This is a genomic window from Thalassospira sp. MCCC 1A03138 (genome assembly GCF_002115785.1).
In the GTDB taxonomy this organism is placed as follows: Bacteria; Pseudomonadota; Alphaproteobacteria; order Rhodospirillales; family Thalassospiraceae; genus Thalassospira.
Genome location: NZ_JFJY01000001.1, coordinates 403822 through 429404, shown reverse-complemented (window position 1 = coordinate 429404; position 25583 = coordinate 403822). Strand labels below are relative to the sequence as shown.

General features: G+C 52.9%; 26 protein-coding genes. 12 read left to right on the top strand and 14 right to left on the bottom strand.

What is annotated here, in order from left to right:
• Window positions 1-468 precede the first annotated feature (468 nt).
• The 6 genes from fliW to TH468_RS02045 form a co-directional block, all read right to left on the bottom strand.
• Window positions 469-933: a flagellar assembly protein FliW gene (gene fliW, locus TH468_RS02070; RefSeq protein ID WP_168177057.1), complete on the bottom strand. Its 465-nt coding sequence runs from the start codon at window positions 931-933 to the stop codon at window positions 469-471.
• A gap of 66 nt (window positions 934-999) precedes the next feature.
• Window positions 1000-2193, bottom strand: coding sequence for a hypothetical protein (locus TH468_RS02065; protein WP_062961034.1), 1194 nt, complete (start codon window positions 2191-2193; stop codon window positions 1000-1002).
• 29 nt (window positions 2194-2222) lie between these two features.
• On the bottom strand, window positions 2223-4583 hold the full coding sequence (gene flgK, locus TH468_RS02060; RefSeq protein ID WP_085641995.1) for a flagellar hook-associated protein FlgK: 2361 nt from the start codon (window positions 4581-4583) through the stop codon (window positions 2223-2225).
• A gap of 14 nt (window positions 4584-4597) precedes the next feature.
• Complete coding sequence (locus tag TH468_RS02055) at window positions 4598-5059, bottom strand: hypothetical protein (protein ID WP_139328334.1); 462 nt, start codon at window positions 5057-5059, stop codon at window positions 4598-4600.
• Between the two features lie 5 nt (window positions 5060-5064).
• On the bottom strand, window positions 5065-5412 hold the full coding sequence (locus TH468_RS02050) for a rod-binding protein (protein ID WP_085641994.1): 348 nt from the start codon (window positions 5410-5412) through the stop codon (window positions 5065-5067).
• Entirely contained in the window at window positions 5412-6545 is a 1134-nt protein-coding gene (locus tag TH468_RS02045; RefSeq protein WP_085642439.1) for a flagellar basal body P-ring protein FlgI, read from the bottom strand. The genes TH468_RS02050 and TH468_RS02045 overlap by 1 nt, the downstream gene beginning before the upstream one ends.
• 353 nt (window positions 6546-6898) lie before the next feature.
• Between TH468_RS02045 and TH468_RS02040 the strand changes: the two genes are divergently transcribed.
• Both TH468_RS02040 and dksA read left to right on the top strand, forming a co-directional pair.
• On the top strand, window positions 6899-7342 hold the full coding sequence (locus TH468_RS02040; protein WP_085641993.1) for a flagellar assembly protein FliX: 444 nt from the start codon (window positions 6899-6901) through the stop codon (window positions 7340-7342).
• Window positions 7343-7494: 152 nt separating this feature from the next.
• Window positions 7495-7914: an RNA polymerase-binding protein DksA gene (gene dksA / locus TH468_RS02035; RefSeq protein WP_007092332.1), complete on the top strand. Its 420-nt coding sequence runs from the start codon at window positions 7495-7497 to the stop codon at window positions 7912-7914.
• A gap of 241 nt (window positions 7915-8155) precedes the next feature.
• On the opposite strand, the gene flgH is transcribed toward dksA, so the two are convergent.
• From flgH to flgF, 4 genes are all read right to left on the bottom strand, one after another.
• Entirely contained in the window at window positions 8156-8929 is a 774-nt protein-coding gene (gene flgH, locus TH468_RS02030; protein ID WP_246832190.1) for a flagellar basal body L-ring protein FlgH, read from the bottom strand.
• Window positions 8930-9056: 127 nt separating this feature from the next.
• Window positions 9057-10037, bottom strand: coding sequence for a flagellar basal body P-ring formation chaperone FlgA (flgA, locus tag TH468_RS02025; RefSeq protein ID WP_246832189.1), 981 nt, complete (start codon window positions 10035-10037; stop codon window positions 9057-9059).
• 130 nt (window positions 10038-10167) lie between these two features.
• A complete protein-coding gene (gene flgG / locus TH468_RS02020) occupies window positions 10168-10953 on the bottom strand; it encodes a flagellar basal-body rod protein FlgG (RefSeq protein ID WP_007092335.1) in 786 nt (261 codons plus the stop codon).
• 63 nt (window positions 10954-11016) lie between these two features.
• The gene (gene flgF, locus TH468_RS02015) at window positions 11017-11778 is read right to left on the bottom strand and encodes a flagellar basal-body rod protein FlgF (protein ID WP_085641990.1); all 762 of its coding nucleotides are present in this window, start codon (window positions 11776-11778) and stop codon (window positions 11017-11019) included.
• Window positions 11779-12119: 341 nt separating this feature from the next.
• Between flgF and TH468_RS02010 the strand changes: the two genes are divergently transcribed.
• From TH468_RS02010 to TH468_RS01965, 10 genes are all read left to right on the top strand, one after another.
• Complete coding sequence (locus tag TH468_RS02010; protein ID WP_085641989.1) at window positions 12120-12653, top strand: flagellar basal body-associated FliL family protein; 534 nt, start codon at window positions 12120-12122, stop codon at window positions 12651-12653.
• A gap of 87 nt (window positions 12654-12740) precedes the next feature.
• Window positions 12741-13868 (top strand): flagellar motor switch protein FliM, encoded by a 1128-nt coding sequence (gene fliM / locus TH468_RS02005; RefSeq protein ID WP_085641988.1) that lies wholly within the window; start codon window positions 12741-12743, stop codon window positions 13866-13868.
• Window positions 13868-14521 carry a DUF6468 domain-containing protein gene (locus tag TH468_RS02000; protein ID WP_085641987.1) on the top strand — a complete coding sequence of 218 codons (654 nt, stop codon included), beginning with the start codon at window positions 13868-13870 and terminating at the stop codon, window positions 14519-14521. Before fliM ends, TH468_RS02000 begins: the two co-directional genes overlap by 1 nt.
• 152 nt (window positions 14522-14673) lie before the next feature.
• Window positions 14674-15393: a MotE family protein gene (locus TH468_RS01995; protein ID WP_085641986.1), complete on the top strand. Its 720-nt coding sequence runs from the start codon at window positions 14674-14676 to the stop codon at window positions 15391-15393.
• Window positions 15394-15613: 220 nt separating this feature from the next.
• Window positions 15614-16000, top strand: a complete 387-nt coding sequence (locus TH468_RS01990) for a response regulator (RefSeq protein ID WP_007092341.1) — start codon at window positions 15614-15616, stop codon at window positions 15998-16000.
• A 36-nt stretch (window positions 16001-16036) separates the two neighbouring features.
• Window positions 16037-16684 (top strand): protein phosphatase CheZ, encoded by a 648-nt coding sequence (locus TH468_RS01985; RefSeq protein ID WP_007092342.1) that lies wholly within the window; start codon window positions 16037-16039, stop codon window positions 16682-16684.
• A gap of 11 nt (window positions 16685-16695) precedes the next feature.
• Window positions 16696-17544, top strand: a complete 849-nt coding sequence (locus tag TH468_RS01980; RefSeq protein ID WP_085641985.1) for a flagellar motor protein MotB — start codon at window positions 16696-16698, stop codon at window positions 17542-17544.
• Entirely contained in the window at window positions 17544-18266 is a 723-nt protein-coding gene (locus tag TH468_RS01975) for a flagellar motor protein MotB (protein WP_085641984.1), read from the top strand. Before TH468_RS01980 ends, TH468_RS01975 begins: the two co-directional genes overlap by 1 nt.
• A 2-nt stretch (window positions 18267-18268) precedes the next feature.
• Window positions 18269-21763, top strand: a complete 3495-nt coding sequence (locus TH468_RS01970; protein ID WP_085641983.1) for a hypothetical protein — start codon at window positions 18269-18271, stop codon at window positions 21761-21763.
• A gap of 86 nt (window positions 21764-21849) precedes the next feature.
• Complete coding sequence (locus tag TH468_RS01965; protein ID WP_037990314.1) at window positions 21850-23169, top strand: SEL1-like repeat protein; 1320 nt, start codon at window positions 21850-21852, stop codon at window positions 23167-23169.
• A 79-nt stretch (window positions 23170-23248) separates the two neighbouring features.
• Here the strand turns inward: TH468_RS01965 and fliP are convergent, their stop codons facing one another.
• The 4 genes from fliP to TH468_RS01945 form a co-directional block, all read right to left on the bottom strand.
• Window positions 23249-24073: a flagellar type III secretion system pore protein FliP gene (fliP, locus tag TH468_RS01960; protein ID WP_085641982.1), complete on the bottom strand. Its 825-nt coding sequence runs from the start codon at window positions 24071-24073 to the stop codon at window positions 23249-23251.
• 5 nt (window positions 24074-24078) lie between these two features.
• Window positions 24079-24447, bottom strand: coding sequence for a flagellar biosynthetic protein FliO (locus tag TH468_RS01955; RefSeq protein WP_085642438.1), 369 nt, complete (start codon window positions 24445-24447; stop codon window positions 24079-24081).
• A 149-nt stretch (window positions 24448-24596) separates the two neighbouring features.
• Window positions 24597-24935 (bottom strand): hypothetical protein, encoded by a 339-nt coding sequence (locus TH468_RS01950; RefSeq protein WP_085641981.1) that lies wholly within the window; start codon window positions 24933-24935, stop codon window positions 24597-24599.
• Complete coding sequence (locus TH468_RS01945) at window positions 24925-25353, bottom strand: EscU/YscU/HrcU family type III secretion system export apparatus switch protein (RefSeq protein ID WP_085641980.1); 429 nt, start codon at window positions 25351-25353, stop codon at window positions 24925-24927. Before TH468_RS01945 ends, TH468_RS01950 begins: the two co-directional genes overlap by 11 nt.
• Window positions 25354-25583: the final 230 nt, after the last annotated feature.

Below are 25583 nucleotides of genomic sequence, written 5' to 3'. Positions count from 1 at the left end.
ATCAATACATATCCCATTATCGGGTCTGTTTGAACGGTCGGTGACCATTCGCGATGCCTGAGCTATCAGGCGGTTCGGGTGAGCACGCAGATTCTTTCTGGATCCGGCCTGCTCGTGAATTCTTACTTTCGAGGTCTTTGTACAAAAGTTTCCATCATCTATGCAGGACGTGTGCCAGTTTTTGAATGCCTAGCTAATTATTTGTTTTTATTCATTTATTTTGGGGTCTGGTGAAGCGTCAAGCGACGGGGACTCTGTCCGAAAGGAGCGGCCTATGATCTGGCTAGGAATATTATTATCCCATTTGCGCCATGCGCTATTGGACCCGGCAAAAAATGCCCCTGCAATTTCAAGTAGGGGATGATTGTGATCGGCTGAAAAAAAAACGCTGCCAGTATGGCAGCGTTTCAAAACTTTTTAGCTTTAACTTCTCGTCCCAGAATCTCATAGGGATCGAGATGGGGATTATTAAAGAGCAAAGTCGACCGGATATTTGTTGTGCGGAAAGATATGCTGCCAAGCGGTTTGTTTGGCAGTATCTATGATGATGGGCGCTTGCAGATTGACACTTAGAGATAGTTTTCCATCTTCGCGCTTGTCAATTTTGACAACAAATACAGCAGCCACGTCTTCTGGCGCTACCCCGTGATGGGTTGCTGCGTCCTGAATTTCCTGAAAATCGACAATTTCGTTGCCCGTCATATATGGATAGACGATGAATGAAACGTTTTCGTTGTCGTAGCTCTGCCAAAGTTTGTATGGCAACTTGGCATTTCCAGGAATATCAATCAAACCAAAATGACTGCTGTCCGAAAAACCCAGCATTTTCGCGTTCATGCTGATAGCCTTGCTTCGGTCAAGCGTCAGCTGTCCAAATCGCGTATTCAATTCGACGCTGTTGGCCTGCTCATCGAGCGGCTGGCTTTCGGCCATAATGTTGGTCTCCAGAATCATCTGATTTCTCAATTATCTTGAATATGGCGTTTTTTACCTACTGCTTCAACGAAGATAATCCGTAAGGGATAGTTGTGTGCTCTTATTTAGGACCATATAGCTCGCTTGCAGCGAAGTTTCATACTGCGCGAGAATGGCAATTGTCGATGGGATGTCAGCAGCTTCGAAACTTGTAACCGCTTCCTCGTAAAACAGTTTCAGATCAGTGTTTTGCGATTGAACATTTTCCGTATTGTGTAAGTCGACCCCGATACTTGTTTGAACATCAGTCAGGGATTTAATTGCGTTTTTTACGTGTCCCAAAGCAACGTTCAGAGACGCAGGGTTTCCTGTTTCCGCAGCGATTTTCAATCCGCGGATCAATTCCTCAAATGCGCTTTCGTCAGCGTTGATCCCATATTCAATAGTAAACTCTTCGTTCAACCGTGCAGAGAGTTTCTGTTGGTTTCCCTCGTAATACGCATAGTCCGCAGCCGGGTTCGGGGCGCTAACCATTGATAAGGAGGTCTGCAGGTTGCCGATATCTGCAATTGCCAGCGGCCCGCCGCCTGTTGCTTCAATCACCAGCTTTACCTCGCCGCCTTCGGGATCCTGGCGCAATGTCGCTGTTGCTCCAGCGCCGGCAGCATTGATGTCATTCACCAAAGTTTGCACGTCTTGAGCATCGGTATAGGGAATAAGGGTTCCGTTGATATCAAGTGTTCCGCCCGGAGCCGTCACACCGAGGCTCGCCAGTGTTGCAGTACCGTCACCAACGGATCGTTCGGACATTTGAGTTTCAGGCAGGACTACATTGTCAAAATTAACTGCACTGCTTCCGGTGTCCGAGCCGCCAAACAGGTAGCGGCCATCAAGTTTTGTATTAAGCAAGACCTCAAGTTGCTCAAGAGCCGATCTCGCGGATATATTTATCGCGGCTTCGTCTGCCTGATCAGCATTTGTTGCACTCAGAATCTGGGCTTGCATATCTGTTGCAAGTTCCAGGATGTTGCTCACTGCTGTTTCCATACTCTTAAGGCGCAAAGAGGTTTGCACACCATTACGATTATATTGTTCTAGGCGATTTAGATTGTTTTCGAAGCTCAAAAGACCCTGTGCTTCGGAAGCTATGCCTGCGTAATCACGCGACTTGTAGCCGCTTGATGCCTGGTTCCGTAAATCGACAATATTAGATGCTTGGCCGAGCGCCTGATTGGTCAGCAAATTGTGATTGGTGAAAGTGGCAACTCTTCCGATCATGATAGATATCCTCTTCGCTACGCGAGGCTTTAAATGACGTTCATGAGGCTGTCGAACAACTCGTCAACCGTTGTAAAAACTTTTGCCGATGCCGAGTATGCACGCTGCAAGATGATCAAGTCTGACATTTCTTCATCTAGGTTTACCCCAGCAATATTTTGCAGCCTGTTATTGAGGTCGGCAGTTTGAGTCGCGCTGAAATCTGCCTGACTTTTGGCTGTTGATGCTTTGGCGGAATTCGTCGAAATCAAATAGGCCGCATAGCCGGTAAAACTGGTTTTCTGGTTTGGCAGTCCACCTGCTGCATCAAAATCGATACCATCAGAGTCAAACAGGTCTGCCATTGCGAGCGCTGCGCTATTGTCACCGGAACTCAACCCTGTTGTGATGTCGAGGTTGATGGCGGTGATCAGGTTGCCGCCGCCGGCGTCTTCAAGTCCCAGAGAATCTTTGTTTGAATCATTGATCATCAAGACATAGCCGCCAACACCGCTATCAAAGCGAACTTCTGCTGTCACATTCGCAGCAGTTAGCGTTGCATTGTTGTTGATCAAATTTGCAATGTCGTCCAGCGACGCGCCAGCCGGATAAGCCAAGGTCACGGCTGTTGTTGAGCCGAACTCGCCGCGAAGGACCAAGTCTCCGCCGGTGAGACCGGTAATTGCATCCGTGCCTGTTGTTTGTCCTGTTGAGGACGCATAGCTTGAAGCGTTCATCGCTCCGCGAATAATTCGTCCCGGATTGTCGGAGATTGAGCTATTTACGGTCAAACCCAGCGCTGTTGACGGTGAGTTTTCGGAAAGTCCGAGTTTGGATACGAGACTTCCCGTGTCGGAATAAGAGATGTTGGCGCCACTATCGGAAGTGATTTTCAGTCGGCCTCTGCTTCCATCTTCCATAACGGTTGCCGAAAGACCTGGGATAGCGTTAATCGTCGCCGCCAAATCGGCCATGCTGTCTGAAGTGGTGTAGGGAACATTGACCCCGTTAATCGTCAATGTTCCAACTACAGAAAGCGCTGCATCGGGGTTGTTCACAGGAGATGAATAGAGGGTCGCACCGGTTTCGTCGCTGGCAAAGAAATCATTCAGCCCAAAGTAGTGTGAGAAGCCTCTGGTTTCGATGCCATTTACGTCAATCGCGCTATCCATTTCGTTGATCGCGACTTTATTTTCACCGATGCCTTCGATTATGAGTTTTCCGCTCGGCGAGGGTTCCAGGCGCGCTTGAATTCGTCCCGCGAGACCCGGTGCACTGTTGATCTGATTGATGATTTCATTAACCGTTGGCGGTGTCAGTCCGGCAAGGTCAAGGTCAAGGTAGCTGGCTCCGGCCGTTAGCGAGCCATCGGCATTCAGGGCCGCAATACGGACAGTGTTGCTTGGGCCGGCAGCCGATATTGTATCGCCCAGGTTGACAAGACGCGTTCCGCTGAGGTTTGCGGGGGGCGGAAATGCTGTGCCTTTATTATGAATTGCATTAAGTTCGTTACGCAGGTTCTGAGCAAGTTCATTTATCTGATCCTGCATTTCCGGCAGCTCTGTATCACGCATATCAAATAGGGCGCGTAGTGTGCCGGATTTGAGCTCGTCAGTGATGTCTTCACCGTTCAGCGACAATCCGTCACCACCGTAGCCTGCCGAAAAGCTCGACGTTTCATTAAAGGTCAGCTGTTCAACATTACGGTCAAGCAGCACACGATTACCGGTGCCCGTCATGACAACGATTGAACCGTCACCACGTGTAAATGAATTGATATTCATAATTTTGGACAGCTCGGTCAGCGCGTTGTCTCGTTTATCGAGCAAGTCGGCAGTTGGCTGTCCCAGATTTTTCAGCTGTACAATAGAGCTGTTTAGCTGGCCGATTTCGGACAAAAGCTGATTGGCACGGCGAACGTCTGCGCCGATTTGGTCGTCAGCTTCAGCACGAAGACTTTGTAACCGGTCAGACATTGTCGCGAACGATTTCACAACTTGTTCGGCCGCCTCGACAACCTCGATTTTTGGGGCATTCTGCTCGGGAGAGGTCGCAACTTGATCCATCGCGTTAGCAAGTTCGCTTATGCGCTGGCTAATCGCGGAGTTAGACTCAGGTGAGCCAAACATTTGTTGCAGGCTCTGATAAAAATTGAGACGAACTTCCGTGCGCCCTGCGTCAGCCATTTCGGCGCGCAGGGTTTTCATCAAGCCCTCGTCGATGTTCCGCGATATGCTTGAGACAGTCGAGCCCGCGCCAGTTCCGTTAAGGGTGATTGTTTCCTGCTGGGAAATCTTTCTCGAATAGCCGATGGTATTTACGTTCGAGATATTTGATGACGTCACAGCAATGCGCGCTTGTGCGGTATTCAAACCAGAAACAGCGCTGTTCAGTGCAGAGGTCAACGACATAACAAAATACCTCGTTAAAGGGTTTTATTCAGTGAAACCGAGAGAGACTTTTTCTGTTGCGGTTTCGAATAGCTGCTGATTGGTGCGGACGCTGCGTTTCCATATTTGTCATATGGACTGAAGTCGCTTGCCGCCTGCTTTTTTATCGAGTCGACGATTGTCTTTACGATGTGATCTGTGGTGCGCCGCATTGCCAAAAGAACTATTCGGTTTTTGTCGGCAACGTCATGAAAGCGTTCTTGCAGTTCTCTTAGCTCTGCGCGGATTTCTGTAGGTAGCTTTTTCAGCTCGTCCCCATGTTTACGAAGGGTTGTTACCAACTGCTCATACCGCATGCAAAGCGCTGTTTTATCATTGATAAAACGTTCATATTCTTGCATTGGAATGGCCCGCATCCCCTGATTCTCGCGCTCCAGCAGGGAAATCAGGTCATAAGTGACGCTTTTGAGTTCGATAACCATCTGTTCGGTGGTCATGGTCATTATCCTTCCTGCACCTTGAGGATTTCGCGTGTAACGGCATCTGCAATTCCGATGCCACCTGCGCGGGTCATTTCTTTGGCATATTCATCAACAAGCAGGGACCGCATCATGGTTTCGCCATGCCCGCCGCCAAATGTTTCGTTGGTTTCGATACCTGCAAACATGTGGCTCAGCATCTGACCTAGAAACATTGATTCAAATTCCTGGCCTGCTTTACGCGCCTGGGCTTCGGTTTTGATATGTCCGTCTGTCAACTGGCTTGCGCGGTTCGAGACATTGTTCTGGCTGCCGTACTGGGCAGATGTCTGCGCCTGCGCCATCAATGCATTGGTGCTGTCGATCATCATCACATCACCTCGATTTCGGCTTGAAGTGCGCCGGACGTTTTGATCGCCTGAAGGATGGTGATCATGTCGCGCGGTCCGACGCCAAGGCTGTTCAGGCCATTAACCAGTTCCTGCAGGCTGACGCCGCTTTCAAGAACGCCGAGCTGGTTATCCTCGCCTTCATCGACCTGAATGTTGGTGCGATCAACGGTTTCGGTCGTACCCGTCTGCGAGAACGGAGAAGGCTGAGACACCTGTGGGGTCTCGGTGACGCGAATAGTCAGGTTGCCCTGTGCAATGGCAACACGATTGATGCGAACATTTTCGCCCATAACGATCGTGCCGGTGTTTTCGTCGATGACCACACGTGCGATCTGATCAGGCTCAACGCGAAGCTGTTCGATATCCGTCAGCAAAGCTACGACATTCTGATTGTAGCGTTCCGGAATGTTGATGCGAACGGTACCCGGGTCGCTCGGACGGGCTGCGACTTCACCAAGATAGGCATTGACGGCTTCGGCGATGCGGCTTGCCGTCGTGAAATCGGGGTTGCGCAGGACAACCGACATGTTCTGCATGGAATTGAGATTGAAATCGATTTCGCGTTCAACGATGCCGCCATTGGCGATACGCGCAGAAGTCGGAACACCCTTGACCACGGTTTGAGCATTGCCTCCGGCCGAGAAACCACCAACCGCCAGATTGCCTTGGGCAACAGCATAAACTTCGCCGTCTGCACCGACCATTGGGGTTACCAAAAGTGTACCGCCCTGAAGGCTTTTGGCGGTGCCTATTGCGCTGATGGAGACATCAAGACGCGAACCCTGACGCGAGAAGGGAGGCAGGGTGGCGGTGACCATTACGGCCGCGATATTGTCGGAATCAATGTCATCGATCTGGCTGCGCACGTTGATGCCGAGCCGTTCAAGCATGGCCACAAGGCTTTGGCGGGTAAAGTCAGCATCACCCAGATCGTCACCCGTGCCGTTCAAACCGACAACCAGGCCGTAACCGACCAGCATGTTGTCACGTACGCCTTCAAAGTCGGCGATATCCTTGATGCGCGACTGGGCGTTTGCCGGAGCAACCTGCGTCAGGGCGATCATGCCCAGCACTGCTGCCTTTAATGCATATTTGCCTAGACCTTTGATCATATTCTTTGTTCCGCTTCCGGGGATGGGTTTGCCACCCGATACAATTTGCAAACACTTCAGCGAAAACCGTGCCAGATGGCAGAAAGCCAAAGCTTTGGATCACTGATTGCGCAAGTTTCCGGAAAATCGGTGTTTTTTTGACGAGGAGACGAACTGCACGGCAATAGTGGAGTGCTGACCCGGCATTTTTTTCCCGTTGCGTCAGGCAACGCTTTGGGGGAGACTCGGCCTAACGGGATCACTGCCAAAGGGCTGTGCGGATTGAGCCGACAGGCTTTGCACAGCTGATTGACGTAGTGATGGCTGAATGTTCGATCCCGGCAAGCTTACCACATAGCAGGCGGAAGTGAAAAATGAAGGTCAGCGGATCCAAAGCGACAGGCACGAATAGCACGACACGCAAGAAAACATCTGGCGGTGGCGGTGCGGGCGGTTTTGCTGATGCAATTCGTTCACTCGATTCCGCGGGCGGAGCAAGCGGGGCAGGTAGTGTGCATAGTTCGGGAACGGTCAGTGCGCTCGATGCATTGCTGGCGTTACAGCAAAGTGGTGATGCACTTGATTCCCCGAAAAAGCACGCCGTCCTGCGGGCCGAAAGCTTGCTTGAACAGCTTGAAGGTGTGCGGGATGCTCTGTTGAGCGGGACTTTGCCTGCCAGCCGACTGCGCCAGCTTGTCGGGCTGTTGGATCAGCAGCGCGAAAATATCTCCGATCCAGCCCTTTCTTCTGTGCTGGACGAGATTGATCTGCGGGCACAGGTCGAGCTTGCAAAGCTTGAAGTTTCCGGTCTGGCCTGAAATTCAAGGTTTGGGCAATAGCTCTGGTCGTGAAACTCAGGGTTATGAAGGCTTTCAGGCTAATTCAGATTTATTTACTCAATCAGCTTGCACCCATTGCGCGCGCCCTCTATATTGCCGCGCGTTCGATGAGTCCTGTATAGAGGGCGTACATGACTATCACGCTACCACCAGACTATCGTCCCGCTGAGGACGAAGAGTTCATGAACCCGCGCCAGCGGGAATATTTCCGGCAGAAGCTTTTGGCCTGGCGGGCTGAACTGCTGCAAGAATCTTCGGAAACATTAGCGAGCCTGCAGGATGGCGGGGGACTTCAGGAACCGGATTTGACCGATCGTGCATCGGCCGAAACAGACCGGGCCTTGGAGCTCCGCACTCGTGACAGGGCGCGTAAGCTGATTTCAAAAATTGATGCTGCTTTGCGTCGAATTGAAGACGGATCATATGGTTACTGCGAAGAAACCGACGAGCCGATCAGCCTTAAAAGACTTGAAGCTCGTCCGATTGCGACCCTGAGCATCGAAGCTCAGGAACGCCACGAACGGATGGAGCGCACTCGCCGCGACGACTGATCGCGTCGGGAAACAAACACGGGTCGCGCCTGCGTTGATCCGGTCAAATGGCAAAAGCCAAGGCTCTGTTGGGGAATACCGGTTAGGGATAACCAAAATCAAAGGTCCGGCTGTAATTTGCAGCCGGACCTTTTTTGTTTTGGCTTGGTTCAGGCGAAACAAAACCGGCCTGTGGCAGGCCGGTTTTGGTCAATCGTGATTGCCCACGGGAATCCAGGAAGGCGCAGGCGATCAGGATTAATCAGAACGGTAGAATGACATCCATGATTTCGCTGCCGTAACGCGGCTGCTGTACATCGGAAATCGTACCGCGACCACCATAGGAAATACGGGCTTCCGCGATTTTGTCATATTCGACTTCGTTGGACGAACTGATGTCTGCAGCACGTATGACGCCCGCGATCTGAACTTCACGGACTTCGCTGTTTACCCTGATTTCCTGACGACCATGAATGACATAATTTCCGTTCGGAAGAACCTGAATGACGATGGCTGCCACGCGCAGGTCAATCGCTTCGTTACGGTCAAGCGTGCCACTGCCTCTGTTGGACGTCGCGCTGTCCATATCGAACATCGATGATGGGTTGATCGTTTCCGGTAGTACTTTGGTGAATTCGGACTCGAGGCCAAAAAGGTTTGGTACCGCGAGATCTTCGCTATTGGTGCGGGAACGTGCGGTGGTGTTGGCCAGTGCCGCACTGTCCTGCATATCGACAACAACCGTCAGAATGTCACCAACCTGATTGGCGCGCTGGTCCTTGAAGAACGAACGTGCACCGGAACGCCATAGCGAGTTCGGATTGCTTTCTGCGACCTGCGGTGCAGGCATTGGCAGGCTTACCGGTCGATAGGTTTCTGACTGCGTGGGATTGTCGATTGCCGAGAGCCTCGGTGCCTCGCCGACTTCGGAAAGGCGTTTCATCGCGTTGCAGCCTGAAAGCAGTGCTGTGGCACCGATCAGGCCGGTTACAATTGCCAAGCGGCGCATTGAAATCTGCATGTGATTAACGGGCATTTATTCCTCCTGGAATTCCTGCCTGTATCTACGCAATCCTCATGCCAGATTACGGTTCCCGAGCGGGCAAAGCTTGCCGGGTCGGCAAGCCTTTGTCTTTCATCGTGAATTGCGGGAAATCGCCGTGTTATTGCGACATTGCGGGCAAAGCGCGAACTTCGTTCTCGGCAACAACTTCCACTTGGATGGTTTTGTTGCTGGTCATGTTCATGACGCGAATGATCGCGCCTTTTGCCCCGTCTTCAAGCGCTTTGCCGCGTGCGGTTAGCGACATGTTGGCGGTGAACAATCGGATCGTAACCAGTGCGCCGCGCCGAACAAGGATCGGATTGGAAAAGTCGCGGAACATCAGGGGTTCGTCTGATTTGATCGGGCGCAAAGCTTCTTTGCCGATAACATCGTTGATGTCGCGAATGGCTCCCGCTGGAAGGCGTTCCGAGCGGACATTTCGGTATTCAACCTGATCCGGGCGGACGATCTCTCCACGCCGGACGGGTTCGATCACAACGGGAACCTGTGCCAGGGGGAAATATCTGCCGCTCATGCGATAAGTGCGGCGCTGGGCTGTTTGCGTGCCGGTGGTGACACTGGCAATGAACCGGTTTGTCCGTTGGTTGACGTCAAGACCGGTGATCTCGACTTCGGCCGGTACATCGACAGGCAGATGGATTTGAAATGTCTCGCCGGAAAGGTCGACAGTAAAGGGCGGCTTTATTCCGTGGTCGACAAGCGCATCTTTGATCGCTTCGGAAATTTCGTCGATGGAAATTGTCTGGCTTGCGCGGGTGATGACGATTTGGTCCGCCGTCGTTCGGGGGCGCCATGCAATTTTGTTTCGCTGCGCAATGCCATAAAGCCAGCGGTAATCAAGAACGCTTTGCCGTCCGGGCTGCGGGGAATGGGAAACCGGAATATCAGCCTGTTCAACGTCGATGCCGCTGAAAATGTCTCCCAATGTCACATATTGTCCTTCGACAACCGCATCAGGGCGCAACAGGATATTGGTATCCAGTTCTTGGGAGCTGGACGACGATTGCGCGTGCGACGGTTTTGGGTTGCTCAGCAGCACCGCAAGCAAAAGGGCAAGGACAAGGAATATTTTCTGCATTTTCATCCGCCAACCATAGCACGGAACTGTATAAATCGCGTAAACGCAGTTAACGCGGGAAACCACTTTTTCCAAGGCTGCCCGCGCATTCATTTTCCAAGAGTTTTTATCAGTTCGGAACCGTATCGAATTAACGCAGGTTGCTGACGGAGCTCATCATTTCATCCGTGGTCGAGATCGATTTGGAATTCATCTCGTATGCGCGCTGCGCCTTTATCAGGTTGGTGATTTCCTGAACGACGTTGACGTTTGAGGATTCCAGATAGCCCTGCTGAACGGTACCAAAACCAACAGAACCAGGAACACCGGTGGTGGCATCACCTGACGCCTCAGTTTCGAGGAACAGGTTATCGCCAAGCGCATCAAGCCCGGCTGGGTTGATGAAGGTTGCAAGTTGGATTTGTCCCAGATTCTGAAGTGCAACCTGGCCATCGATTTCGGCGAGCACTTCTCCTGAGGTGTTAATGGTGATGGACGTCGCGTTGTTTGGCACGGTGATACCCGGCTGAACGGCAAAACCATCTTTGGTTACGATCTGTCCATTGGCATCGAGTTTCATAGTGCCGTCACGGGTGTAAGCTGTTTCACCACTGGGCAAATCGATCTGCAGGTAACCGCGTCCCTGTATGGCAACATCAAGCTCGTTTTCGGTCAGAGATAGGGTGCCCTGACCCATATAACGCCCTATTGCTGCGGTTTTTACACCGAGGCCGACCTGAACGCCGACAGGAACAATTGTCCCTGTATCGGATGACGGGGACCCGGCGCGACGCAGATCCTGATATAGCAGGTCCTGGAATTCGGCGCGCTGGCGTTTATAGCCGGTGGTGGTCATGTTGGCGATGTTGTGCGAGGTCACATCCACGTTGGTGGATTGTGCCTGCATGCCAAGGGCTCCAATATCAAGTGACCGCATCTTCTGTCTCCTGGGTCTACGCCATGGGCGCATATGAATTCTTTAGGGCGGGCGCCCGTTTAATCAGGCGCGAACATCGCCCAGTTTGCTAATCATGTTACGTTGACGCTCGTTCTCGCTTTCCAGCGACCGAGTCACGGACTGATAGGTACGCAACACATCAATCATCTGTGTCATTGAACTGATCGGGTTGACGTTGGATTTTTCGAGGGCACCCTGAACAACGCCGGGATTCTCAACCGGCTGGGCTCCATCGGGATCGTTCGGGTTTTCTTTGATGATGCTGTATAGGGAGCTACCCGTTTTATTCATATCCTGAACGTTATCAAACGTTACAACCTGCAGCCGGCCTATCTGACCGATATCGGTTGAAATGCTACCATCGCCTTTGATTTTGACTTGCCCGTCAGCTTCATTGAAAAAAATAGGCTGGCCAGCATCGCTCAAGACCGGTAGCCCTTGATTGGTGACAAGCTGTCCGCCTGGGTCAACAGTGAAGTTACCGTTGCGTGTATATTGCACACCGGTTGGGGTCTGTACTGCAAAGAACATGTCCGGCTGGCTCAGTGCCACATCAAGCGATTGTTCAGTGATTTCAATGTTGCCTACGCGTGTGTCGCGAAACTGCGCGATGTCCTGAACAAGCGATATTTCACGCTCGCCCCGGAACGGCGCATCCTTGTTCTTCGCAACCCAATCGGTGAACATCATCTTTTCTTCCTTGTACCCGGTCGTATTCATGTTCGCCAGGTTCTGAGAGATGTTGTTCATCATGCTGCGGAGCGTCTTTTGACGCGACAAAGCGATGTAGGTAACGTTTTCCATAATTCTGCTTTCCCAAATCGGGTAGGTGATCTGGACAGGCTAATTGCGAAAGGCGTGCCAGTTATGGTAAGTTTATGAAATCGAAAGATAAAATTTCGCCCGGCATTTGTTGCCGCACATTCTGTGGCCCTGCTTTGGCAGAACCTGCCGTGCATTATTGCCGGGGCGTCTGTGCCGGGGGTGATAATCGGGTCGTCCCGAACTAATTTACTTTACAGAGGTGATTGCGCGGAAAAATGCGGGAAACGGAATTTTAACGTCGAGGCATTATGTCTCATCATTCCGGCATAGTGTTTGCTGGTCAGAGGGTAACGGTGTTGAACGCAGGGTAATGCAGACCGATGGGTGATGATGTCGACGAAATAGAACTGGAAGGCGGTGGGGGACGCAGCAAGAAATTGCTGGTCGTGGTTATCCTGCTGGTACTCCTGCTATTGGGTGGTGCTGCTGCGGCCTATTTCACGGGGCTTCTTCAGCCTGTGATTGACATGGTGACCGGCGGCGGGGGGGATCACACCGAAGAAGTGATTTCCGAAAGCGCCATCGAAGAGGCGCCGGGGGTTCCGCAAAATGTCGGGTTTGTCGATCTGCCGGAAATTCTGGTGAACCTGAACGCCGGAGGAGGCAAGCAAAGTTATCTTAAAATACGCGTCAGTCTGGAAGTTGCAGACCAGAGCATGTTGCCCCAGATCGAGCAAATGATGCCGCGTATTGTTGATAACTTTCAGGTTTACCTGCGTGAACTGCGACCGGAAGATCTGGCTGGCTCCGAGGGGATGTTCCGCCTTCGTGAAGAATTGCTGATCCGTGTCAGTGCAGCAGCAAAGCCTGCAAAAATCAACGACGTTCTGTTCAAGGAAATGCTGGTACAATAAGGTGCTGGCGGCAATGCCAGAGACACCATACAAGAAAGTATATGGGCAAGAAAGTAACGGGCCAGAAGGGCCAGGGACAAATCGCCGATGGCAGATGAAGATGATGATGACGCACTTGCCGCTGAATGGGAAGCCATGGCAGGCGCTGACGAGGATGGAGACGACGGTGGCGAGGATATGGCCGCCGAATGGGAATCCATGCTTGGCGATGAAGATGGCGGTGGCGAAGATGAGGATGTTGGCCCCGGATCTGCGCGTGTTCTGAACCAGGATGAAATTGACAGTCTGCTTGGTTTTGATGACGGATCAGGTGCGGGTGACCAATCCGGCATTCAGGCGATCATCAACTCGTCGATGGTGGCGTATGAACGTCTGCCGATGCTCGAAGTTGTTTTCGACCGGCTGGTGCGCATGATGTCCACCTCGTTGCGTAACTTCACATCCGACAACGTTGAAGTATCGCTTGATAACATCCTGTCGTTGCGTTTCGGGGATTATCTGAACTCGATCCCCTTGCCCGCCATGCTAGGTGTTTTCAAGGCCGAGGAATGGGACAACTATGGGTTGCTGACGGTTGATTCTGCGCTGATTTATTCCATCGTGGATGTGTTGCTGGGCGGGCGTCGCGGTACGGCGGCAATGCGTATTGAAGGTCGTCCCTACACCACGATTGAACGCAATCTTGTCGAGCGCATGATCCATGTGGTTCTCGGGGATTTGTCGGCGGCATTTGACCCATTAAGCCCGGTGACCTTCCGGTTCGAGCGCCTTGAAACCAACCCGCGTTTTGCGACCATCGCCCGTCATGCCAATGCTGCCATCGTTGCAAAGCTGCGCATTGACATGGAAGATCGCGGTGGTCGTCTGGAACTGCTGATCCCATATGCAACACTGGAGCCGGTTCGTGAACTGCTGCTTCAGATGTTCATGGGGGAAAAATTCGGTCGAGACTCGATCTGGGAAAATCACCTAGCGAACGAGTTGTGGCAAACCCATGTGAACCTTCTTGCGGTACTCGACGAGCAGATCATGTCGCTTGGCGATGTGATTAATCTGGAAGTTGGCAACCGTTTGGTTCTTAATACCAGTCCGACCTCGCCTGTCGAGGTTCGGTGCGGCGATGTCCCCCTGTTCAAGGGGATGATGGGGCGCAAGGGGGACAGGATCGCGATTCAGGTTCGTGACCGGGCGCGGCATAACGAGGACGACAGTTGATGGACTATGCCATCTATCTTGATCTGGTAATGATTGTGTTGCTAATTGCGACGATCATCTACGCCATGATCCTGAGCCGTCGTTTGGCGGCGTTTCGTCGCAATCGCGAAGAAATGCAGAACTTTCTGACGGCTTTCAATGCGGCAAACGAACGAGCCGAAGTTTCAATCCGCGCGCTGAAGGAAATGGCCGAGCAATCCGGCGAAAAATTGCGTGAAGATATCGAAAAGGCCAGTGGGCTGCACGAAGATCTGTCCTTTATGGTCGATCGGGGTGAGAGCATTGCCAACCGACTGGAAAAGGCGGCAAGTGATGTCAATGCCACCCGCCGCGGTGCTGGCGAGGCAAAATTTGCCGAGGCCGGAAATGCTACCGGTAAAGAGCGAAACAACGTTGTTGATGACAGGCAGGGTGTTGAAACCCGAGCAGAGGAACTGGCTGCCCGGTTGATGCGTGATGTTGAACGCGGCACAATGCCTGGCGCATCTGCGCCTTCTTCGGCCGAACCGGCTGGTGGCGGATATGGTTCGGGCATGCGATCTGGTGGATCGCCTTTACGCGAACCTGCTTCTGATCCTTATGAACAAGATGAGGATGCCGGGCGTTCCGAAGCCGAACGTGAACTTCTCGCCGCTTTGCGGTCTGTCCGTTAGAGGCGTTGTTGATAGGGTCAATCAGATAAAATCGCCATGATTGCTAAAAAACAGGTGGGGCGTCTTTTTTCGACAAATTTGATACCTACCTGTTAGTATATGATTTGAAGTTCAATATGGGCGTGCAAGCGTCCCATTTGCCGGGTGAATGAATGTCTGCTGTACGTATCCTGCCGTTGGTGGTCGTGGTTGGTTTTGTCGTTTTAACGGTCAAGATCGTCGGACTGTTTTCGGATGAGCCCAAAGGTGATGAAGCTGCTGATGCATCGGGTATCAGTGTGGTTCAGATTGCGCGTGCCCAGGCTCCTGATCCATCTGCGGCTCCGGATCAACCTGCGGAAACAGGTGCGCCCGGGCTTGATGACCCGATGGGGATGATGGAAGGTGACGGCACTGGGGGTATTGATGGCGCGGGTGATACGCCGCCGATGCTGGGCGGTGATCCGACCCTTTTCACACAGGAAGAAATCGATCTTTTGCAGAACCTTTCGGTGCGGCGCTCGGAACTTGATCGAAAGGAACAGCGCCTTGATGAGCGCGAGAGCCTTCTTGCTGCTGCCGAAGCCCGGATTGACGCCAAGATCGAGGAAATGAAATCGCTTAAAACTGCGATTGAGGATTTGGTGGCAACCAAGGAAGAGCAGGAAAGTGATCGGATCAAGAAGCTGATCAGTGTCTATGAGAAAATGAAACCGAAGGATGCTGCGCGTATCTGGAACGATCTTGATATGGAAATCCTGTTGCAGGTTGCACTTGGTATGCGCGAGGCAAATACTGCTGCTGTTTTGGCGGAGATGTCACCAGACCGCGCACGTGCTCTGACAACAGAGTTGGCTTATAAACAGGATATAAACATGTTGCCGCTTCAATAATCTCAAATCTTGCTGATCCGGGGCGCTGACTGTTATCTGGAAGGGCATCAACCAGTCGATTATTGCAGTGTGTTCAACATGATGGATGTTATTAGGGAATTGTGAAAAGCCTTGATTAACCATTGTTAAATAGGTACATCACGATTATAGGGGCCTTACCCTTATGCACAGGGAATACAGGGGTAAGGGTGAGAGATTTGATAGCATGATGGAGTGGTGAATGGCCGTCGATCCGAATATGCCGATCCTGATTGTGGATGACTACAAAACCATGTTGCGTATCATCCGCAATCTCCTGCGGCAGTTGAACTTTACGAACATCGAAGAAGCGACGGATGGCAGCATGGCTTTGCGCAAACTGCGCGAAAAGTCGTTCAGCCTTGTGATTTCTGACTGGAATATGGAGCCGATGACTGGTCTTCAGCTTCTGAAAGAAGTTCGCGCTGATACAAAGCTGAAGGATCTGCCCTTCATCATGATCACCGCAGAGGCGAAAACCGAAAACGTTGTCATGGCCAAAAAAGCCGGCGTTTCGAATTATATCGTCAAGCCGTTCAACGCAGAGACGTTGAAGGGCAAACTCACCACCGTGATCGGTGAGTTTTGATTAGGGGCGCGGGGCTTTAGTCCCGCGATACCGTAGATGTCCAAAACGTCCAAAGACGAATTGCGGCAGCTGTTGCTGGACCTTAAAGCGCGCCTTGATGGTGATGAGCTTAAGGTCGAGCAACTGTCTGACCTGATGGATCAGCTTTCCCGCTTTGTTTCGGAAGGCGACAAGCCATCAGACGACCAGAAACGCCTGTTTGGTGAACTGGATGAACTTTCGGGCATCATTCGCAAGATGAAATCCGAAATTGCATCTTTGCGGCCGGACGATATCAAGGCGGAATATATTCCCAACGCAACGGACGAGCTCGACGCGATTGTCGATGCAACCGCCGGTGCGACGCATGAAATCCTTGATGCGATGGATACGCTTGAGGAATTTGCTGCAAGTCTTCCCCCTGAGCAGGCTGAAATCGTAACCAGCGCGACCATGCGCGTTTATGAAGCCTGTAACTTCCAGGATATTACCGGTCAACGTACGACCAAGGTGATCAAGGCCCTGAAATCAATCGAAGAAAGGGTCGAGGGTTTGGTCAAGGCATTTGGTGATGAAATTGCCAAATATGCTGCGTCCAATCCGCGGAAGAAAAAGGAACCTGAAGGCGAAGAAGCCTTGCTGAACGGGCCGCAGCTCGACGGCAAGGGGGTTTCGCAGGCTGACATCGACGCGATGTTTAGCTAAATGGGACGGTTATGGCGGAAATAGAGGACGACGGACCAAGACCACCAAGCCCGCCCGCAAACGGTGCCGTAGCACTGTTCCTCGCCCTCTATCTCCTGCTTCTGGCGTTCTTCATCCTTCTGAATACGATTTCGACATTCGAAGAAGTCAAAACCCGCGAAGTACAGGAAAGTCTGTCTTCCGCGTTTGCGGCCATTCTGCCGCCAACCACCAGTCTGCAAACGGTAACCTCGATTGAGGGGCCGGTGGTTTCGGCCGAAGATACCCAGGACAAGCTGGGATCATTATTTCAGACAGCGATCAAGGTCGTGCGCGTCCAGGTGATACAGCCGGGCACGCTGATGGAAGTCATCATGCATGTCGACCAGTTATTTGAACCCAACTCGATTCTAATCAGGGACCGTCAAGGCGAATTCATGGATCAGCTCGCGGAAGTGCTGGCCGATGACAGTGGTTATGCGTCCTACGAGATGGAAATGGTCATGGGCAGCGAGGTCGGTTCAAAAGGCACTGTCGAGATTGCAAACAACCTTCAGATCGGTCGGGCGGGGGCATTCGCCCGCGACCTTATTGATCGCGGGGCCCCAGATAAAAATCTTTATGTTGGCATCGATCCGGGGGCTGATCCTTTTATCGTTACTTTCCGTTTCTTCTGGAATTTCGGGCCCAAAGAACCACCCGCACCTGTAACGACACCAGCCAACGCAGGCGGCACCAGCAATGGCGCGATATCGGCACCTGCGTCGAATGGTTCGGGTAACGCTGGCGGTGGAAAAATGCTTATTCCATTGCCCGGCGCAAGCCAGCCAGGAATAAACGCACCGATTCCCTTGGCTCCGCAATCAGGGGGGAACGGCTGATGGATGAACCAAAGCGCGATGATGGCCCCAAAGGGCCGCCACCATGGATGCTCAGCCTTGCGGATCTTATTTCGCTTCTGCTGACTTTCTTCGTGATGCTGTTTGCAATGTCAAAGGTCAAGATTGACCGTTGGGACGAGGTTGTTGATTCTTTGTCCCAGTCAATCAAACCGTCACCGGTTGAAGAAAGTGATGAGCCCGTTGCGCAGCTTAATATCCCGCGTGTGTATCGCAAGCCAGCGATGAATCTTGATTACCTGAGCGCTGTAATCGATGACGCCATCGATGACAACGATGTGCTTGGTGATGCCACGCTGAGCCGTGAAGCAGATAAGCTTGTGATTTCGCTGCCTGGGGATATCCTGTTTATCAGTGGCAGTTCCGAAATGACGGATCAGGCCCGCAAGGCGCTTTTTGTCCTTGGCGGGGTGCTTGGGAATATCGGGAACAGGATCGGTGTGCAGGGACATACTGACCCACGCCCGGTCAGCGGCCGCGGACTTTATGCTTCGAACTGGGAGCTTTCCCTAGCCCGTGCTGCTGCTGTTGCCAACGAGCTTAAAAGATCCGGCTACACAGATTACATAAATATTTACGGATTTGCGGCATCAAGATACGACCAGCTTCCGGTTATGGCAGACGAGCAGGCACGTTTCACAATGGCTCGTCGGGTCGACATTGTTATTGAACCCCATAGCGGAAGCGGGATCGGAGGTTCGTAAGAATGCTTTTGGTCGTAGCGCGTTTCCTGCTGGCTGCCGTGATTGTGGTAGCCAGTCTGGCAGTATTGCCAGTTATCGGAATGCGCCCCGCACTCGCTCAGGCAGCAGATCCCGTGATCATCCGCTCGGGCGCACATAGTGGCTATGGACGTATCGTTCTGCAATGGAACAAGCCCGTCAATTACACCGCTGAAATAATCGGTGACCAACTTGTTGTGCGTTTTGACCAGCCGCTGGTTGCTTCCATGCGCGGTGTTCTTGGCCCCGTATCCAATTATGTCAGCGATGGTTTTTTTGATCCGGACGGACGTACGGTCGCTTTCGTCCTGCGTGACGATTTCGAAGCCCGTGTTTTCAATGTCGGCACCAATGTCGTCCTTGATATTCTAGATAAACCGGCTCTCGCACCTGCTCCTGTGCAGCCCGCAGCACCCACGCCAACGCCGCCGCCACAGGGGGGAGTTGCGTCCGAACCATTCCCAGCACCGCAAACCCGGCCGGATACGGAATCTGCACCTGCAGTTGTTACACCTGCCGCCACCGCGCCGGAGCTTGAAATTCGGGTTGGGCGGCACCCGACATTCTACCGTCTGGTTTTTGATTGGCCCACCCGCACGGATTATGTGTTGAATGGCGATCAGGGTAATCAGATATTGGCCTTCACCACCCCTGCCCGCATCGATGCTACTGGTGTAACGCGTCGATTACCGGAAGGTGTCACGTTGCGCCAAAGTGCAATAGATCCTTTATCTGTTGAGATCGCGACAAATCCGCCGCGCGCGTTGCGTCATTTCCGCTCAGGCAACAAGGTTGTTGTTGATCTAATGGGAGTCCAGGGCGAACCTGCCGCTTCCAGTGCATCGACAGCAGCTGCGCCGCCGACCACGGCAGCCAGACGCACGTCATCCCCAAGCCCTGCACCTGCTGCGCCTGCCGCACCAGAAGTGCCGTCGCAAACGACTGCGGAAACGCCCGGTGCTGCTGAGGCAGCGGGGGGAAGCCCATCGTCCCCCGTGAATGATCCGATTGCACGTGGTTTGGCGGAACAACCCGATATTCCGATTTCGCCAGATGCTGTTGCGCCAGCGCGCGAAAGTATTGGCAATCTTGCGGTGACGGTCGCCCAGGATGCAACCAAACTGACACTGGGCTTCCCGTTCAACCGTTTGGGGGGGGCTGCAATATGGTCGCGTGCCGGCTTCCTTTGGGTGGTTTTTGATGTTCGCGCGAACCTTGATCTGGATGCCGTGCGTCAGAATGCCGCCCAGATCATCGGAGTGATCGAGCAGATCGACAGTCCTTATGCGACGGTATTGCGCATGACCATTCCTGACGGTGTGGGGCTTTACAGCACGCCATCAGAAAATGGTGACTGGGATGTAACCTTGCAGCAGGGCTCCATGCAGCCGATCGAACGGCTGGGACCTTCTATTGAGCTCGATAATCAAACTCGCGCCCGCCTTGTTGTGCCGTTGATCAATATCAGCCCGACAATTCCGATTGAAGACCCGGAAGTCGGTGATTCGCTTCGCGTCGTGCCAACACGGGAAATGGGGTATGGCATCGAGACAGCGTTGCGGTATCCGGATTTTGAAGTTCTGCCATCGGTGCAGGGCGTTGTCGTCGCACCGGTTAACGAAAGTGTACAGGTCACGAACCGGGATGATGGAAAGGCGGTCGTGGTGACGGCTGCCGACGGTTTGAATATTTCGCCCGAGGGGGCACGCCTTCTGGCATCTGCGACCGGGGTGCGCGCACGTGCGGGGGATGGCCGAGAAGGTCTGATTTTCGAACTGGATGATTGGCGCCGCGGCGGGCTTGATAACTATAACAAGGCAATTCATCAGTTGCGCCGCGATCTGGCCGAAAGCGGTGATGAGCATCGGAACAAGGCACGTCTTGAACTGGCACAATATTACCTGGCAAACGGGCTTGGCCCCGAAGCAGACGCAGTTGCCTCTACAATGGAAGACGACGACCCGCTGATTGCCCAGAAACTGCAGTTCCGTGCACTTAAGGCGGCAATCAAGTTTCTTGATCGCGAATATGACGAGGCGGCCCGCCTTCTGGAGGATGAGCGCCTGCGTGCCATTCCCGAAATGCAGTTGTGGCGTGCGGTGACGTTTGCTGCGCGTGGTCGTCCAAATGACGGGGCGCGTGATCTGCTTGAAAGCGTTCATATCCTTGATAACTATCCGCCAGAATTATTGTCACGGCTGGGGCCACTTGCCGCGGAGCAGGCCCTGATTGTTGGTAATCCGGACGCGGGTATGGACCTGATCGAGAAGATGCTTGTGACCAAGGGGATCAACCCGAGCAAGATCAAGGATGTCGAGTATCTGAAGGGCATTTTCGAAGAAGAAGCAGGCGAGTTTGAACAGGCTATCGCAACCTGGGATGAGGTTGCCGAGGGCAGCAATCGCAAAGCGCGGGCGCACGCAATATTTGACCGCACCGAGCTTTTGATGCGGCTTGAACGGCTGACACTTGATGATGCGATCGAGCAGCTTGAAAAACTGCGTTTTGCATGGCGTGGCGACGGGTTTGAGATGGCATTGCTGCGCAGGCTTGGCGAATTGCAGATCAAGAACAAGCAATATCGCGAAGGCCTTAATACCCTGCGTCAGGCGGCGATCTTCTTCCCCAACAGCCCGTCGGCGACCGAAGTCACCGATCTGATGCATAACACGTTCGAATCAATTTACCTGGGCGACGAGATCAACAACATCTCGGCTATCAAGGCTGTCGCGCTGTATGACGAGTTCCGCGAACTGACCCCTGCCGGAGAAAAGGGCGATGAGCTTATTCGTCGTTTGGCTGACCGCATGGTTGACGTTGAATTGTTCGATCGTGCCGAAACTCTTCTGGAGCATCAGGTCGATTTCCGCCTAACAGGAACCGAAAAGGCACGCGTCGGTGCACGTCTGGCGCTGGTGTATCTGCTTGATAACAAGCCCGAAGAATCCATCCGCGTGCTTGATAACAGCGACGTTCCCGGGGTATCCAGTGAATTGGAAACCCAGCGCCGTCACCTGCGCGCGCGCGCGCTCCTCGATACCGACCGCGGGGCCGAAGCCATGGCATCGCTTGAAGGTGATCTGTCCAAGGATGCCGAGCTTTTGCGTGTCGAATATTACCGGGATACCCGCGACTATCTCTCTGCCGCTGAAACTTTCCAGCGCCTTGTGGGCGAGGATCAGGGCAATGTCATTGAGAATTTTGGTGACGAACGTGCCCGCTATGTCCTGAACTGGGCCGTCAATCTGGCGATGGGCGGGCAGGAACGCACGCTTAATATGTTGAAGCGGCGCTATGGAATTGTTATGGCGCAAAGTCCGTATGCCGAAGCCTTCAGCCTGATCACCTCCAGTCCGTCTCAGGGCTTGATCGACTATCGCACGTTGGCAAACAAGGTTGATGAAGTCGAGAGTTTCCAAGGATTTCTGGGCAATTATCGTGATCAGTTGGAAAAGTCACAGCTTAGTGCTATAAACTAATAGTGATATTAGTGTTTTGATTGGCTTTCTGTGCCTGTAAGGTTCGGAAGTCGGGTCTTGTCCTATTTGGTGGAAGCAGTGCTGTGATGGATCGTGCACTTAAAATGGTCTATTACGATGACGCGAAGGTTGAGCGTGATATTTTCGCGCAGCTTTCGCTTGCGCTGAGGCATTTTCGCGGCGTTGGTATGCCGCGCGACGAGGGTGCCACCCGCAAAATTCTTGATCAGATTCACCGTCAAAGCCGAGCCTTTGCTGCCATTTGCTATGGCTTCATGCGTTCCAAGGGAATCGGTGTGGCCGAGGATCAGGGCGAAGGCGAACAGTGGTACCGCGAAGCGGCATACTGGTTCCGCGAAGAGGCACTGGGTGGTGAAGGTATTTCGGCCAACAATCTTGGTTATCTTTATGCCAAGGGGCTTGGGGTTCCTGAAAACCCGGAAACAGCTGCCGAATGGTTTGAACAGGCTTCGGAAAACGGTTCAATCGCTGCCCTTTATAACCTTGGGGTCTGCTACCTCAATGGATGGGGGGTTGATCAGAGTGACGAGATGGCGGTTGAATATCTCCACCGCGCGAGCGAGCAGAATGATCCCTCCGCGGCAAGTGTTCTGGCCTATCTCTATCTTGAAGGACGCGGGGTAAGACGCGATCCGTCGAAATCGTTTGAATATAACCTGCGTGCGGCACGTGCCGGCAGCGTCGAGGCGGCATCAGCACTTGGTTATGCGCTTGGCGTCGGGCTGGGTGCGGAACGCAATATTGCCGAAAGCATCAGCTGGTTTGAAATGGCCGCGAACGAGGGCGATACCTATGCTCAGGCCAATCTCGCCATGTATTTCTGTCATTCGTCGGATCTGAAGCTGTTTAATCGTGGCTGGACCATGTTGATGAATGCGTGTGATCAGGGCGATATTTCTGCCAAATACCAGATGACACAGATATTGATCTTTGGCGTTGCCCATCGTGAGCCGGATTATGCTGCGGCACTTGATCTTGCCATGGACCTTGCTGAACTTAGCCATCCGGGCGGTTATCACCTGATCGGTGTGATGTATGAACATGGTCTTGGTGTGCCGGTTGATATGGCCCGTTCGGCAAGCTGGTATGAGCGTGCCGCACGTAAAGGCTCGGCTAACGGGCAGGCGGCTTTGGGGCGGCTTTATGCGATTGGTAGCGGTGTAGATCAGGACAACATCATGGCTTATTACTGGCTGCGGATGTCAGCACCCTCGGCAGGAAGTCAGGCTTACCGTGAAATGGAAGCGGTGCGTGCGCGCATGAATGAACGTGAACGCCAGCAGGCGGACCGCTACGTTGCGGATAACCCTGCACCGCGCCGTGGCAGCTTTGGTCTTAAGCCACTTGAAAAGAACGTTTTCAAGACGGGTAAGCGCTCGGCCTGACGCAGTTCCAAGTCGTAATGAAAAAAAGCCGCCTGCTTCTGCAAGGTGGCTTTTATTTTGGTGTTCTCGTAAATGCTGGCTACCCGCCGAAACTTTCGACCAGTGACCCCGATATCAAATACCATCCATCGACCATCACAAAGAATATCAGCTTGAAGGGTAACGAGATGATGACCGGCGGCAACATCATCATACCCATCGACATCAGGATACTGGCAACCACCATGTCGATGATCAGGAACGGGATAAACAACAGGAAGCCGATTTCAAACGCACGGCGGAGTTCACTGATCATGAAGGCCGGGATCAGAGCCCGCAGCGGAATGGTTTCTGGTCCGGTGACTTCGACATTTGCAAGATTGACGAACAGTTCAAGGTCGCGGTCGCGGACCTGCGTCATCATGAAGTCATGAACCGGTCGCACCGATCTTTCCATACCTTCAAATTCGTCTATATCGCCGTTGATCATCGGTTGCAGGCCTTCGTCCCAGACCCGCTCCATCGTTGGCATCATGATGAATAACGTCAGAAACAGCGCCAGACTCACCATGACCTGATTGGGTGGCGATTGCTGAATGCCAAGTGCAGTACGCAGCAGGCTGAGAACCACCACGATCCGGGTAAAGGATGTCACCATCATCAGGATAGCGGGTGCAAGGCTAAGCACCGTGAGCAGACCGATAAGCTGGATCATCCGGCCAGACGACGTTACGCCCGGACCATCCCCAAGGTCGAAATTGAATGTCTGCGCGTGAACGGTATCACCACCAAATCCGATGGCAATCAATGGCACCAGCGACCAGATCGCGATCAGAACCAGCCAGCGCGGCACGTAACCGTTACGCGCTTGATGCTTCTGTTTGGTTTGATTCTGTCGGCAATGCGAAATGGGCGCGATGGTCATGCGGGTTATTTCCCGTTGGTCTTTGTCGGCGGGGTATCGATTGGTGATGCATCCGGCAGGCCGTCGTCACTGTGAATGCGGATATCGTCGCTGAGAACTTCGGAAAAATGGGTGCCGATATTGCGTTCGATCACGCAATCGCCGGATGGCCCCAGCAGGACCAGATGTTCCGTGTCGTCGCGTTTAAAAAGAACCAGACGTCTTTTTGTATCAACAGGAACGACTTCCACGATGGAAAGTCGGCGTTCCTTGCTGCGGCGGTTGATGTTGCGCGCACCGGGGATAAAACGTCGCGCCACCAGTGCCAAAACCCCGATCATGCCCAGCACAAAAACCAGAGCAGCCACAAATCGGAAATAAGCGCTAAATTCCATCAGGTTACCTTCCCCGCGACGAACCTGTTGCATAGCCCGATTGAGTCAACCGGAGCCTGTTCTGTTTACCGTGCACGGCCACTGCAGGCAAGTCACCATGCAGTTCCGCGATCAGATAGTAAATCACGGAACGGCGGGACTTGTGTCGTTTAGCGGGTGGTGCGGGCAGCATTGGCATAGGCGTTGGTTGCCTGTGCATTATTGCTAAGACCGCGCAACTGACGTTGCAGTTCGGAATATTCCTTGTGCATCGTGGTTTCCAGACGCGCGAGATCGTCGGTTAGTGCCGCCAGAAGTGGGGCGACTTCGCGACGCTGTTCGCTGTTCATGGCGCGGGCCTGAACGCAAAGATCGGAAATCTTGGTTTCGAGTGTATTGAGTTCGACCACTTTGCCGTCATCAACAAATCGTTGGCTGGCAGTGATCAAAGACAATACCCGTTTGAGATCATTCTTGAACTGGTCGGGCTTGAATTGTTCAGGGCTCATTTGGATCTTCCCGGTTGCGATCTGCAAAACTGTTTGCCGACACCTGATCGATATTCGATGTTGTCGACCGCTTCTTCGCCGGATCACCGTAAATCCGGTTGATACGGTATATGTAGTTCAGAATTTCGGCGACAGCGGCAAACGCTTCGAGCGGAATTTCGCTGTCGACGTCGACGGCCATCAGAATTTCGGCAAGATCGCTGTCTTTTCGGACTTTGATCCCGTTAGCAAAAGCCAGCTGCAAGATTTGTTCCGCAACACTGCCTTCGCCCTTTGCGCTTAATATCGGGGCGTTATCCCGGCCATGCGCATAGCGTAACGCCACAGCTTTCTGATCGCCGGAACCGGGCGCGGCAAGATTTTCCGTGCCAATTTCGCGCGGATCGGTGATGTCGACCTTGGGTCGGTTACCGGTCATTCTTGCCCATCTCGTCAAATTCCAGCGTCTTGATTGACTCTTATTACCTTAGCAAGCCTCGACCATAGCTTGAAGATGGTCAACAAAACGTTGCGCCGATGGTCAGCAGGGTAAATGCTGTTGAGGAGGGGCGGTAATGTAAAGCACGCATTGGGGGCTTGTATGCAGAGGGTCAATATCCCGGCTACCTGCCAGGAGGATGACGATAGTGCCTGTCGTATGTCGGTGGT